Raw genomic sequence first — 12,790 nt, 5'->3', positions numbered from 1 at the left:
GCTGAGCCGTACCGGGATGCCGAAACGATCGCGCAGCGGTGTCGTCAGCAGGCCGAGGCGGGTAGTGGCGGCGACAAGCGTGAATTTCGAGAGGTCGATCTTCACCGAGCGAGCGGCAGGGCCTTCACCGATGATCAGGTCCAGTTGGAAATCCTCCATAGCGGGATAGAGGATTTCTTCGACCGCGGGGTTGAGGCGATGGATCTCGTCGATGAAGAGTACGTCGCGCTCCTCGAGGTTGGTAAGCAGGGCGGCGAGATCGCCGGCCTTGGCGATGACAGGACCGGATGTCGATCGGAAGTTGACACCGAGCTCCTTCGCCATGATCTGCGCCAGCGTCGTCTTGCCGAGGCCGGGCGGGCCGACGAACAGCACATGATCCAGTGCCTCGCCGCGGTTCTTCGCCGCCTCGATGAAGATCTTGAGATTGGCGCGCGCCTCAGCCTGGCCGGTGAACTCGTCCAGCGATTGCGGGCGTAGGGTGACATCAAGGTCTTCACCCCGCTTTTCCGGCGATATCAGGCGGGCGGGCTCGCTCATGCTCTCATTCCGTTTTGAAACCTGTTACAGCAATACACCAAAAGTCGGCTGCCTCGACATCCATTCCTAGGTTCTCCGGTCGTCACCGTGCCAGTTCTTTCAATCCGAGCCTGATCAGCTTGGCGCTGTCTGCGCCTTCGCCAGCCGTTTTCAATGCCGAGGCGACGGCATTCGCAGCCTGATCTCTGCTGTAGCCGAGGTTGGTTAGCGCGGAAACCGCATCGGCAACGGGTGCGGCGGCAACGCCTTCGCCGAGTTCCTGTTTGAGGGCGATATTGATCGCCTCGCCAGCATAGGCCGGCGCCCGGTTCTTCAGTTCGGTGACGAGACGCATCGCCACTTTCGGGCCGACGCCCGGTGCGCGCGAGACGGCGGCGCGGTCCTGCAGGGCGATCGCATTGGCAAGCTCGCCCGGCGTCAGCGTCGAGAGCACGGCGAGCGCCACCTTGGCGCCGACGCCCTGGACGCTCTGCAGCAGGTTGAACCATTCCTGCTCCAATGCGGTCATGAAGCCGAAGAGCTTCAGCTGATCCTCGCGAACATAAGTCTCTATGAACAGTACGCAGGCCTCGCCGGCCGAGCCGAGCTTCGACAGCGTTCGGGCCGAGCAATAGGCGACGTAGCAGACGCCGTGCACATCGACGAGCACGTAGTCTTCGCCGATCTCGTCTATAGTGCCTTTCAGCTTGCCGATCATGGGTCGCGGTCTCTCAAGGGTGCGTTTCGGGAGAAATAATGTCCAATTCCGGGAAATAGCAGCGGTAGCGCGCGCCATCGCGTGTCAGAAGACGATGCGATCGAACGACGGCGTGCGCACCGATGAAAAAATCCGGCAGGGTGCGCTCGCGCGGGCCGCCACTCCTCCGGTACTGTGCGTGCGCCATGCCGGCCCGGTAAGCGGCGGAAAACGGCAGGGCCTCGCGGATCAGGTTTAACCGTGACAGCAGAAACGCAAGAGTTTCCTCGCGCGGGGTCATGCTTGCCAGCTCCGCCCAGACGACGGGTGTCATGATGAATTGTGATTCCGGGCGCAATGCGCTCAATGCGCGTGCGGACCATTGCCTGAAAGGATTGTCCGGGCCGAAGATATCGATGAAGATGTTCGTATCAACGAGGACTGAGGTCATCGCGTGGTCCCCTCAGCCATTCCATGAATTCATCGGTGGTCATGCCGTTGGTGTCGAAAGTACCGCTCATGCTGCCGAGCCAGGATTCAAAATCGTCCTGCGATGATTCCGTGCGGCTGGACAGAACGACGAGGCGGGCGCCCTTTTCATCCGCAATGAAATCGACCTCGGATCCCGGGCCGATCTTCAAGCGATCCCTGATGTCCTTGGGAATGGTCACCTGGCCTTTTTCGGTCACGCGCATGGTAATACCTCCGCGGTATTACTTACCAGGAGAAAAGAACAAGTCAAGAACGAATTATCCGGCCAGCGCTTGACGCATCCCGTGGCCGCCGCGATTGTGAGCATGACAAATTGCGATCGCCAAGGCGTCGGCGGCGTCGTTACCTTTGAATTCGACCTTCGGCATCAGGATCTTCAACATCATGTGAATCTGCTGCTTTTCGCCGTGACCGACACCGATGACCGCCTTCTTCACCGCGTTCGGGGCATATTCGGAAACCGGCAATCCAGCGCGCGCCGGCACTAGCATGGCGATTCCGCGGGCCTGGCCGAGCTTCAGGGTCGCCACCGCGTCCTTGTTGACGAAGGTCTGTTCGACGGCGGCTTCATCCGGCTGGTAGCTATGGACGATGTCGGCCAACCCATCGTGCAACTGGCAGAGGCGGGAGGCGAGATCCATCTCGCCATCGGAGGTCACCGTGCCTGAGGCGACGAATTTCAGGGAATTGCCTAATGTGTCGATAATTCCCCAGCCAGTGCGACGAAGACCGGGATCGATACCGATGATGCGAATCGTATTTTGCATGGCTCAACCTATAGCGATTGCAAAATAAGTACCATCGATATGTGAACAAAACAAAAACATCGTTGTTTTCGGATGCGCCATTTACCGCGAATTAAAAGAGATGCCTGAATTCTTGTTCGTCGAATGTGCGTGGGGCTTCGTTCCGCAAGAATAAGCCCCCGATATTCTGTTGAGGTCAGCCGGCCGCGCGCCCAGGCTGGCAGGCGCCGTTCAGAGGGTTCGTCGTATATGGCTCAGAGATTTCAATCCCTGTCCTTCAAGGTCATTGCCACATTCATCCTGATGACCGTGCTGTCGATCGCGGTCATTGATGTGCTCGCCTATTTCGCCAGCAGCCGCATCTCCGACGAGCAGGCGCTGAAGGCCAAGGAGAGCGTGCTGATCTTCCGTGGCGACATGCTGCAGGACCAACTGGCGCAGCTCGAGAACCAAGCCAATTCCATCGCGCGCATCGAGGCGCTGCAGATGTCGATCACCAGCTTGAAGAGCGGCTGGAAGACAATCCAGAAGACTTCGGGGGATGCCCGCGCCGAGCTGAAGAAGGTTTTTATCACGGGCAATCCCAACCCGGCCGACCAGCGCGAGAAGCTGATGAAGCCGCAAGGGCCGAGCGGGTTCTATTATTCAAACCATGAGCAGACGCAGGGCGAAGTTGCCCGTGACCTCGAAAACACCGCTTTCAGCGATCTGCTGATCGCCGATCTCGACGGTAGCGTACTCTATTCCTACAAGAAGGACGACGACTTCGCGGAGAATCTGAAGTCGGACGCCTGGAAGACAACCGGCGCCGGCGTCGCTTTCGCCAAGGCGATCGAGAATGCCGCCAAGGCGACGGATGACGCCGCACCGACGGGCTTCTCCGGCCTCCGTGTCGATGCGGCAAGCGGCAAGCCCGCGATCTTCTATGCCGTGCCGATCGTCAAGCTCGGAGCGGCCAAGGGCATTATCTTGTTCAAGGTGCGCGACGACATCATCTCGAGCATACTTGCCAAGGGCATCGTCCAGGGCAGCACCGCGCGGGCTGCGATCGTCTCCAGCGATGGCTCCGCTATCGCCCTTGATGCCGGCGGTAAGCTGGCGACGCTCGATGCCTCCCCCTTCACCTTCATCAAGGACGCGCTTGCCAGCTCCGCGATGACCGTGGCCGATTTTGACAGGGCGGATGGCGCGGCCCGTGCCTATGTCCGCGGTATCGACTATCGTGGCGACCGCTTTCTCGTGGTCGAGAGCGTGCTGCTCAGCGAGCTCAATGCCGGCTCGATCGAAATCGCCACTTTGCTGACGATGATTGGCTTGGGTGTGCTCGTCGTCATGGCGGTCGCAACCGGACTCGTCACGAATTTCCTGTTTTCGCCGCTAACGCGGCTTGCTGGTGTGACTCGCGATGTCGCCGACGGCAAGCTCGACAGCGAGATCGGCAGCCTGAACCGCAAGGACGAGATCGGCACGATGGCGAAAGCGCTTGCCCGCTTCCGGCAGTCGCTGATCGAAGGCCGCGAACTCGAAGCGGCGAGCGAAGAGACACGCCTGCAGGCCGAGCAGGAGCGCCAGCGGAATTTCGCAGAACGGGAGGCCGAGGCGAAGTCGCTGCAGCAGGTGGTGGAGGCGCTCGACGAGGGTCTGCATCATCTGGCAAGCGGCGATCTCGCCTACCAGATCGACACCCGCTTCCCGAACGAGCTCGAAAGCCTGCGCGTCAATTTCAACGAGGCGCTCGCAACGCTCAGCGAAACTATGACGGCGATCGGCGGCAACTCGATGGCGGTGCGTGCCGGCTCCGAGGAGATGCGCACCGGCGCCGACGAGCTTGCCGGGCGCACCGAACGTCAGGCCGGGTCGATCACCGAGACGGCGAATGCGATCAGCGCCATTACCCAATCCGTTCGCCGTCAGATCGAGCGGGCAGAGCAGGCTGAGCGTATCGCCCGAGACGCCAAGAAGGAGACGACCGGCTCCAGCCAGATCATGCGTGAGACGATTGCGGCGATGGAGGCGATCCAGACTTCATCGCGCCAGATCAACACCATCATATCGGTTATCGACGACATCGCCTTCCAGACCAATCTTCTGGCACTGAACGCTGGCGTCGAAGCGGCCCGCGCGGGGGAATCGGGCAAGGGCTTTGCCGTCGTCGCCATGGAAGTCCGGGAGCTCGCCCAGCGCTCATCGAGTGCGGCAAAGGAGATCTCCAGCCTGCTGCAGAAGTCCACGCATGAGGTCGAAAGCGGTGTCGCGCTGGTCGAGAAGGCCGGCGTTGCCCTTACCGGCATCGGCGCCCATGTAGAGGCGATCAACGGCCAGATCAACGAGATCATGGAATCGACCCGCGACGAAGCCAATACGCTGCGCGAGATCAACAATGCAGTGGCCGAACTCGACGCGATGACGCAGCAGAACGCCTCAATGGTCGAGGAGACAACGGCGGCGATCCACCGCCTGGCGACGGAAGCTCTGGAAATGGATCGCCAACTCGGCAATTTCACGCTGCCGCAGGGGCACCACAGACCGAGCGCCGAGGTGCATGTGTTGCGCCGTCACCGGTGAGGCATCGCTTGCAATATTCGACGAGAGCCGCCTTCGCGCGGCCCTTTGATTGCGTGCATGGTTTGGAATGGGGCGGGCGCCAACCTACATAGACGGGATCCTTCAACTGCCCGGCAGGTTTCCATGGTTCCCTTCTCCATACTCGACCTTTCTCCCATTGCCGAAGGCAGCACCGTGCGCCAGTCGCTCGAAAGCTCGGCGCGGATGGCTCAGAAGGCTGAAGAGTTCGGTTACAAGCGCTTCTGGCTCGCCGAGCATCATGGCATGCCGGGCATCGCCAGTGCTGCGACCGCCGTTGTCATCGGCCATGTCGGGGCTGCGACAAAACGCATCCGCATCGGCTCCGGCGGCATCATGCTGCCCAATCATTCGCCGCTGGTGATCGCCGAACAGTTCGGGACGCTGGAGGCGCTCTTTCCCGGCCGCATCGATCTTGGTCTCGGGCGGGCGCCGGGAACGGACATGCGCACGGCACAGGCGTTGCGGCGCAACCTCGAGGCCGGCGCGAACAGCTTCCCGAACGACGTGGTGGAATTGCAGCAGCTGCTGGGCACGCCGGTCGAGAACCAGGCGATCCTCGCGGTCCCAGGCAATGGTTCGCATATCCCGATCTGGCTGCTCGGCTCCAGCCTCTACAGCGCCCAGCTTGCCGCCATGTTGGGACTTCCCTATGCCTTTGCTTCGCATTTCGCTCCCGACATGCTGCTCGAGGCCATCGCGATCTACCGAGATCGCTTCCAGCCTTCGGCAACACTCGACAAGCCCTATGTGATGGTCGGCGTCATGGGCGCGGTGGCGCAAACTGATGGGGAAGCCCAATATCATTTCACCTCCGCCCAGCAGCAATTCGTCAACCTGCGCCGCAATGTGCGCGGCCCGTTTCCGCGCCCTGTCACTGATATGGAAGGCTTCTGGTCGCCGATGGAAAAGATGAGCGTCGAACACACGCTGCGTTATGCCGTGGTGGGCTCACCGACGACGGCGGAGGCGAAGCTGACGGAGTTCCTCCGGGAGACTCAGGCTGAGGAGGTGATCATCTCGATGCCGATCCATGACATCGAGGCGCGGCTGAGGTCGGTGGAACTGTTTGCCAGTCTGGGAAACTTCATGCGGACCGCCGCGTAGCATCACGGTAGCATCCCGAAAAAGCAGAATACCCGGCGCAGAGGCCGGGTTTCTATTGCTGATCGTGCGGCAACTCAGGCGGAGAGCTTGGCCAGAACCTCTTCCGAGACTTCGAAGTTGGAATAGACATTCTGCACGTCGTCGTCGTCTTCGAGCGAATCGATGAGCTTCATCAGCGACTGTGCTTTTTCCTCGTCCACCGGCACGTTGTTCTGGGCGCGCCAGACAGCCTTGACGGTTTCGGCTTCGCCGAGGCTTGCCTCCAGGGCTTTCGAAACTTCGCCAAGGGCTTCGAAAGCGCAGGTGATGTAATGGCCCTCTTCGTCGGTCTCGACGTCATCAGCGCCGGCTTCGATCGCGGCTTCCATTACCTTGTCGGCGTCGCCTGCGGAAAGTTTGTAGGTGATTTCGCCAACATGATCGAACGAGAAGGAAACGGAACCGGTTTCACCGAGAGCTCCGCCGGCCTTGGTGAAGATCGAGCGGACGTTGGAGGCGGTGCGGTTGCGGTTGTCAGTCAGGGCTTCGACGATGATCGCCGTGCCGCCCGGACCATAGCCTTCGTAGCGGACTTCATCATAGTTTTCGCCGTCGGCGCCGGCTGCCTTCTTGATGGCGCGGTCGATGTTGTCCTTCGGCATGGACTGGGCCTTGGCGTTCTGGATTGCCAGGCGAAGACGGGCGTTCATCGTCGGGTCGGGCAGGCCGGCCTTGGCGGCAACGGTGATTTCGCGCGCAAGCTTGGAGAACATTTTCGACCGCACGGCATCCTGACGGCCTTTGCGGTGCATGATGTTTTTAAACTGTGAATGGCCAGCCATGGCACCCCTGTTCACGTCTCATTGTTCGGAATGGGCCGCCTTATAAGAGCGAAACGGCACCCGTTCAAGGAAAAAGCAGTGGATTCGTCGCATGATGCACGGGGTTGCTGCCGTACTCAGTCAACTTTCAGCCGCTTGCGGCTAGCGAAGAAACCATGCCCGTCCTGCCGTCGGCAGCGCACCCCTTCGGTGCCGGAGGTGCAGGAATAAGGACCGCCCTTCCAGCTATCTCCATAGTCGAGCACATGCTCGTCGCTGCAGCAGGCGGTGTCTCCGACCATCTTGAAGGTATAGGCCTTGCCGCTCGCACCGAGAATGAGGCGGACGTAGAGCGGCTCGATGCGATCGCAAGCAAGTTCCGGCCCGCCGTCTTCTGGCACATACATTTCGACGCCGCCCTTTGGCGTATAGACACAGCCGATATTTCTTGTGGGCGTGACGAAGACGATCTGACCGTTCTGGTCGGGTTTGAACGTCTTTTCCGCTGCAAAGCAGGCAGGTGCACAGGCTGCGCAGAAGATCAAAGTCAGAATCGAATGTCCTGCTCGCATTGTTGATCCTCCGCCGGTCAGGTGCACTATCGCATATTTCCCTGCGCTGAAAAGACGGCGCCGCCCGCTGCTGGCGGACGGAACAAAGGCAGGAGGATGACGTTTCAACCGAACTCCACCCAACGGAAAGGAACGGTCATGGCAAGTCTCAGCGAGGCGCGGGAGCAACCAGCACGTCAGCTTTGGGATCAGGTCAACGGTGTTCATGCCGGCATGCTCGGAATTTCCGGGCTTGATATGCACATGCAGCCGATGGCGCCGCATGCCGATCCCACCACCAACACGATCTGGTTCTACACAAAAACCGACGCCGACATCGTTCGCGCCATCAAACCCGGTAGCCGCGCGCATTTCTGCGTCATCGGCAAGGATCACGATTATCACGCCTGCCTTTCCGGCGTAATCGAGGTACGCCCCGACCCGTCCAAGATCGAGGAATATTGGAGTTCGATGGTGGCGGCCTGGTATGACGGCGGCAAGAAAGACCCGAAACTCACCATGCTTTCTCTCCATGTCGATGATGCCGAGATATGGGTTTCGACAGGCAGCACGCTAAAATTCGGTTGGGAGATCGCCAAGGCCAATCTCGACGATGACAAGATGCCCGAGGTCGGCGTCAAACGCCACCTGCAATTTGCTTGATCAGCAAGGTTTGGAGGGGCCGGCTTTTACTGCACGCCCTTCATCACATAGATCAGCGGTTTCCTGGGAAGCGTGCGCATGGAAACGGTGAGGCTGTCATCAGGCGCATAAGTGATATCGAAGTCCTTTCCGAACATGGAGACGAAGGCATTGACCGGCGGGCCACGGCGGTGCATCGGCAAGATCAGCGACGAGCGTAGCCGCTTGATGACGCGGCTCATGCTGTCGGCGCCCATGGTCAGGCCGCCGTCGACGGGCACCATGACGACGTCAAGGCGGCCGATTTCGGTATAATGGCTATCCGTCAGCTCGTAGTGCAGATGGCCGAGATGGCCGATGCAGAGACCGGCAATCTCGAAGATGAAAATCGAGTTTCCATCCTCCTGCGACCCGCCGCCATAGCTGAAGCGGATATCGGTCGTGACGTTGCGGATATAGGCATCGCCGACGACGAGATTGATGCTGGCCTTCTCGCCCGGCACGTCGCTCCAGCCGTGGAGCACATGCTTGATGTCGGGCTCAGGCGTCAGGGTGAAATGGGTCGTGTGGGCCTTGTTCATCGTGACGACATCGGGGGTCGTCGCCGGCCTGTACCAGCCATTATAATCCGTCGCGATAATGATGCCGCCGGGTGTCTCGATTTCGAAGGTGGAATGGCCGAGATAGGTGAATCTAACATTCTCGCCTTCGGATACAGCCGGCATCGGCGCCGGGGCGACGGAGAAACTGGCGAAGGTCGCCCTGGGCATATTCTCGGCGATCACGTGGCATTGGCTGGCTCGCTGGCGCTGCTCCTGTGCCTCGGCGGGATCTGATGCGGCGAAGGCCGTCAGGCATGTGATAGCGAGGATAAGATAATGCGGCTTCATGCCACCTCCTCCGGCGCTTTCATTGAGCGGCGGAGGATGCGTCATGAGGTCGCAGCGGTCCAGAGCCGCGATGCTCACAATTGCGTGTTGGAGCGGCTGGATTACCGCCAGAACTCCGGCACCGTCTCGGACAAACGCGGCCCGAGCCGAAGCGGCGCGATCTTTTCGGCCAGTCCGGTGGCATCGGAAATCTCGACGCCGACGCCGCAGATCGTCGCCGGGCCGCTTGCCGCCTCCATGCGGCCCTTCGGCATCTTGGAGATGAAGCGGTTGAGCGGCTCCTCCTTGTCCATGCCGAGGGAGGAGTCGTAGTCGCCGCACATGCCGGCATCCGACATATAGGCGGTGCCGCCGTTCAGGATTTGCGCATCGGCGGTCGGCACATGGGTGTGGGTGCCGACGACGAAACTGGCGCGGCCGTCGACGAAATGGCCGAAGCATTGCTTCTCGCTGGTCGCTTCTGCATGGAAATCGAAGACGATTGCATCGGCCTGCTCTTTCAGCGGGCAGGCATCGAGGATCGCTTCCGCCGATTTGAAGGGGTCGTCGAGTTCGGGATGCATGAAGACGCGGCCCATGACATTGGCAACGAGCACGCGCGCACCGTTCCTGGCATAGAAAAGGCCGGAGCCGCGCCCTGGCGTGCCTTGCGGATAATTGGCCGGCCGCAGGAATTGATCGTGCCGCCCGGCAAAGGCGACGGCTTCCTTCTGGTCCCAGACGTGATTGCCGGTCGTCACCACATCGGCGCCGGCATTGATCGTTTCGAGAAAGATGTCCTCGGTGATGCCGAAACCGCCGGCGGCATTCTCGCCGTTGACGACGACAAAATCGAGCCGGAGGTCCGAGATCAGGCCGGGGAGGCGGTCCCAGACCGCCGTGCGTCCCGTCTTGCCGACCATGTCACCCAAAAAAAGCAGCCGCATTCCCTATCCAATCCAAGAGGCAAAAAAGCGAAGGCCGCTTTCTGTCAGGATGGCATCCAGGCTTATGTCATGCGGCTCGTCGGGCACATGTGCCACTTCCTGGCAGTCGAATGCAATGCCGATCAGCTTGGGATGCAGGCCTTTCTCTCTGAGCCGGGTGATGGCGCGGTCGTAGTAGCCGGCGCCGTAGCCGATGCGATGGCCTCTGACATCGAAGGCCGAAAGCGGCACCAGCATGATCTCGGGATCGAGAACGGCTGCATGCTCGGTTGGGCCGACCGTGCCGAAACCGGTAGCGACAAGCGGTGCGCCTTCCGCCAATTCGCGAAAGACGATTGTCTGCTTGTCGAGGATCGCCGGCACGCAGAGCCGCGCGCCGCGTGCTGCAAAGCGCGACATCAGCGGCCTGAGATCGGCCTCCGACCGGATCGGCAGGAAGCCGGAGATGATCGTGCCCGGCTCGAAGGCGACCGCCTCGCCGGCGTGATCGGCCATTGCAAGGCTTTTGGAGATGCGCTCTTCAGGAGCGATGGCGTCGCGGGCGGCCAGCCGTTCGTTGCGCAGCTGCGCTTTCAGTTCTTTTGCGGTCATTCGATCTGCCGGATTGAGAGGTCTAACCGAGCATAGCCGGCTGGAGACCCGATGCAAATGCCGGCGGCGACAGGGCTGCACCCGTTTCACGTCGTATCACCGTGCGGTTACCGATCGTCAGACGAGGATGCCTATCGATACTGCGCAGATTCGTGCCGCGGCGACTCCGGCAAGGCGGCCGCCAGCCACCGCATCGTTTCCTCGAACAGAGGAGCTCCACCTGGCAGCCAGCCGAGCGCACGGATTTTCGCCGTGTTCATCGGATTGAGGGCAGCCTTGTCGGCGGGGGGCGGCAAAGCGTGGGGACAGCTCGTTTCACGGCGGATAGCCGCGAGAATGTCGTGCGTGTCGACTGTTATGTCCGATATGTTGAAGACTTCGCCCGAGATGCGGGTGCTTTCCGTCTCCAGCATCAGCCGCACCGCGCGGCCGAGGTCGCGACCATGAACCTCCGTCCCGGCGCGAGCAGCGACCGGCCGGCCGGCGAGATAATCGGCGACGAGGCCATCCCATTTGTTCGGTGGGAGATCGCCATAGACACCGGTTGCCCTCAGGCTTACGCCGGCAAAACCCGGCGTCGAGAGATGGCTGAGCGCGCCTTCGGCGTCGAGTTTCACCTGGCCGTAGAGCGTCTCCGGTTTTGGAAGCATCGTTTCGACAAGCTCGGTTCCCGGCGGTTGGTCGCCATAGGCAGCGCGGCTGGACAGGAAGACGCAACGGCGCGTGCCGGCGCGTTTGGCCGCTTCGAAGAGCCGGACGGTGCCGTCGAGGTTCAATCTGTGGAAGCTCTCGGGATCGTCGCCCTCGCCGCCGCGATATTTGCCGGGAACATGGCTGAAGGCGGCGTGCACGAAGAAGTAAGCGTCGTCGAAGACGTCGATCTGATCCTTGTCGGAATCGAGGGAGAGTGCTGCGAACTCGACCGGGCGAGAGAAGAAACGCGGCAGCGGCGCCCGGCGTCCGCCGACAATCACCTGATAGCCGGCGGCCAACAGCTCCTCGACGACGTACCGGCCGACGAGACCCGTTCCCCCGGATACCAATACTTTCATGCCGTCCCTTCCGGATTTCCCAGCGCCGTGATCTGAGGCAAGTCGCCATGATCGTGTATATTGTGCCACAGGTCGATCAATGGTTGTAGTTGTTTTGCCTTTGGATGATCCTTTTCCCACGGTTTTTCATACTGATAGTGCACGATCGAAATGCTCTTCCAGTCCCAAAGCTCCGGCATGGTGAACCATACATATTGCAGCATGTTGAAATAGACCGGTAGGCCGTGCCATTCCGGGAAGAACGTCTGCAGAAAGGTCTGGTCGGTGCGTCGCCAGAAAGCCTCGGGCCTGTCGAGCCTTTCGAGCATTTTCCCGAATGTGTCATGCGACGGCGTGGCGACGAAGACGCCGGAATTCAGGCGGCGAAAGTCGGCGAGACTTTCATAGACGTTGGGAGCGGCAGAAAATTCCGGATAGAGGAAGAGCCTGTCGACGTTCTTCAGCACCAGGGCGTCGGCATCGATGAAGACGCAGCGCTCATACTTCACCAGCTGCCAGAGCCTGAGCTTGCAGAAATTGTCGAGCGGCGAATGGAACTCCGGCTTGCGGCCTTTGGTGAAGGGGGCGGCGGAGTGGAGATGGCCGCGGGCGTGGCGCTCGTTGAAGGCATCGGAGAGCGGCAAGTGCTCGACCTCAACGAGCTGGCAACCGAGCGCGTTCAGCGGAGCGAGGGCGGCCACATCGACGCCGCCGGTGTGCAGGACGACGATATCGGCATTGGTACCGGTTCGGCGAAGCGACTTCGCCAGGGCGGTGGCGCCCATAGCGTAGTCAGCATTGGTGACGAGGGTGACGTAGGCGACGACGGGCGAGCGGCTCATCGGATTTGACTGCCCCGATAAATCTCGCTTCGGCGAAAGAGAGACGGCAAGGCGTTGCTACGCGTCTCTTCTCCCCAGCGGGGAGAAGGTGCCGGCAGGCGGTTGAGGGGGTGAGCGACGACAGGAGCGAATGCTATGAGCGCGAGCAAAAGGCAATGTATGGCGTGCCGTGTGGCCCCTGCGGGCCACCGCCCGGGGCCGAGCCGCGGGTCTCGACCCGTCCTTTGGACCCCCGCTGGGGAGAAGTGGGAGCAAGCCGCGACCTTTCCTCTTTGGCGAGTCCAAATGAGATGCCGGCCCTTGGTTGAACTGACGTGATGTGGGGGAGTTTTCGGGTTGGCCGATAACCCTCTGGCGTTCGTCATCTCAGCGC

General features: G+C 61.0%; 15 protein-coding genes. 3 read left to right on the top strand and 12 right to left on the bottom strand.

Annotation, left to right across the window (positions count from 1 at the left end; all coding sequences use genetic code 11):
• The 5 genes from ruvB to ruvC all read right to left on the bottom strand — a co-directional run.
• Positions 1 to 540: Holliday junction branch migration DNA helicase RuvB (gene ruvB / locus AC13QO_RS24140; RefSeq protein ID WP_488542075.1), on the bottom strand; the 540-nt coding region annotated here is incomplete at its 3' end.
• An 82-nt stretch (positions 541 to 622) separates the two neighbouring features.
• On the bottom strand, positions 623 to 1,237 hold the full coding sequence (ruvA, locus tag AC13QO_RS24135) for a Holliday junction branch migration protein RuvA (protein WP_488542074.1): 615 nt from the start codon (positions 1,235 to 1,237) through the stop codon (positions 623 to 625).
• A gap of 13 nt (positions 1,238 to 1,250) precedes the next feature.
• Positions 1,251 to 1,667 carry a type II toxin-antitoxin system VapC family toxin gene (locus AC13QO_RS24130; protein WP_488542073.1) on the bottom strand — a complete coding sequence of 139 codons (417 nt, stop codon included), beginning with the start codon at positions 1,665 to 1,667 and terminating at the stop codon, positions 1,251 to 1,253.
• Complete coding sequence (locus AC13QO_RS24125; protein ID WP_085779335.1) at positions 1,648 to 1,911, bottom strand: AbrB/MazE/SpoVT family DNA-binding domain-containing protein; 264 nt, start codon at positions 1,909 to 1,911, stop codon at positions 1,648 to 1,650. The genes AC13QO_RS24130 and AC13QO_RS24125 overlap by 20 nt, the downstream gene beginning before the upstream one ends.
• A 54-nt stretch (positions 1,912 to 1,965) precedes the next feature.
• The gene (gene ruvC, locus AC13QO_RS24120) at positions 1,966 to 2,475 is read right to left on the bottom strand and encodes a crossover junction endodeoxyribonuclease RuvC (RefSeq protein WP_488542072.1); all 510 of its coding nucleotides are present in this window, start codon (positions 2,473 to 2,475) and stop codon (positions 1,966 to 1,968) included.
• 228 nt (positions 2,476 to 2,703) lie between these two features.
• Here ruvC and AC13QO_RS24115 point away from each other — a divergent pair, with 228 nt between their 5' ends.
• Both AC13QO_RS24115 and AC13QO_RS24110 read left to right on the top strand, forming a co-directional pair.
• Entirely contained in the window at positions 2,704 to 5,019 is a 2,316-nt protein-coding gene (locus tag AC13QO_RS24115) for a methyl-accepting chemotaxis protein (protein WP_488542071.1), read from the top strand.
• A gap of 123 nt (positions 5,020 to 5,142) precedes the next feature.
• On the top strand, positions 5,143 to 6,144 hold the full coding sequence (locus tag AC13QO_RS24110; RefSeq protein ID WP_488542070.1) for an LLM class flavin-dependent oxidoreductase: 1,002 nt from the start codon (positions 5,143 to 5,145) through the stop codon (positions 6,142 to 6,144).
• 74 nt (positions 6,145 to 6,218) lie between these two features.
• Here the strand turns inward: AC13QO_RS24110 and AC13QO_RS24105 are convergent, their stop codons facing one another.
• Together AC13QO_RS24105 and AC13QO_RS24100 are read right to left on the bottom strand one after the other, a co-directional pair.
• Positions 6,219 to 6,965, bottom strand: coding sequence for a YebC/PmpR family DNA-binding transcriptional regulator (locus AC13QO_RS24105; protein ID WP_086082668.1), 747 nt, complete (start codon positions 6,963 to 6,965; stop codon positions 6,219 to 6,221).
• A gap of 116 nt (positions 6,966 to 7,081) precedes the next feature.
• Positions 7,082 to 7,516: a DUF6636 domain-containing protein gene (locus tag AC13QO_RS24100; RefSeq protein ID WP_488542069.1), complete on the bottom strand. Its 435-nt coding sequence runs from the start codon at positions 7,514 to 7,516 to the stop codon at positions 7,082 to 7,084.
• 138 nt (positions 7,517 to 7,654) lie between these two features.
• Between AC13QO_RS24100 and AC13QO_RS24095 the strand changes: the two genes are divergently transcribed.
• On the top strand, positions 7,655 to 8,158 hold the full coding sequence (locus AC13QO_RS24095; RefSeq protein ID WP_097597327.1) for a pyridoxamine 5'-phosphate oxidase family protein: 504 nt from the start codon (positions 7,655 to 7,657) through the stop codon (positions 8,156 to 8,158).
• Between the two features lie 26 nt (positions 8,159 to 8,184).
• On the opposite strand, the gene AC13QO_RS24090 is transcribed toward AC13QO_RS24095, so the two are convergent.
• From AC13QO_RS24090 to AC13QO_RS24070, 5 genes are all read right to left on the bottom strand, one after another.
• Positions 8,185 to 9,027: an MBL fold metallo-hydrolase gene (locus AC13QO_RS24090; RefSeq protein ID WP_488542068.1), complete on the bottom strand. Its 843-nt coding sequence runs from the start codon at positions 9,025 to 9,027 to the stop codon at positions 8,185 to 8,187.
• A gap of 101 nt (positions 9,028 to 9,128) precedes the next feature.
• Positions 9,129 to 9,953, bottom strand: a complete 825-nt coding sequence (locus AC13QO_RS24085) for a TIGR00282 family metallophosphoesterase (RefSeq protein ID WP_221112575.1) — start codon at positions 9,951 to 9,953, stop codon at positions 9,129 to 9,131.
• 3 nt (positions 9,954 to 9,956) lie between these two features.
• Entirely contained in the window at positions 9,957 to 10,544 is a 588-nt protein-coding gene (locus AC13QO_RS24080; protein ID WP_285192649.1) for a 5-formyltetrahydrofolate cyclo-ligase, read from the bottom strand.
• Between the two features lie 131 nt (positions 10,545 to 10,675).
• Complete coding sequence (locus AC13QO_RS24075) at positions 10,676 to 11,596, bottom strand: NAD-dependent epimerase/dehydratase family protein (RefSeq protein WP_285192650.1); 921 nt, start codon at positions 11,594 to 11,596, stop codon at positions 10,676 to 10,678.
• The gene (locus tag AC13QO_RS24070) at positions 11,593 to 12,417 is read right to left on the bottom strand and encodes a glycosyltransferase (protein WP_488542067.1); all 825 of its coding nucleotides are present in this window, start codon (positions 12,415 to 12,417) and stop codon (positions 11,593 to 11,595) included. The genes AC13QO_RS24075 and AC13QO_RS24070 overlap by 4 nt, the downstream gene beginning before the upstream one ends.
• Positions 12,418 to 12,790 lie beyond the last annotated feature (373 nt).

This window comes from Rhizobium sp. CNPSo 3670, assembly GCF_057784555.1.
Note: the sequence above shows the minus strand (reverse complement) of the source record. Positions and strands in the feature narration are given on the sequence as shown.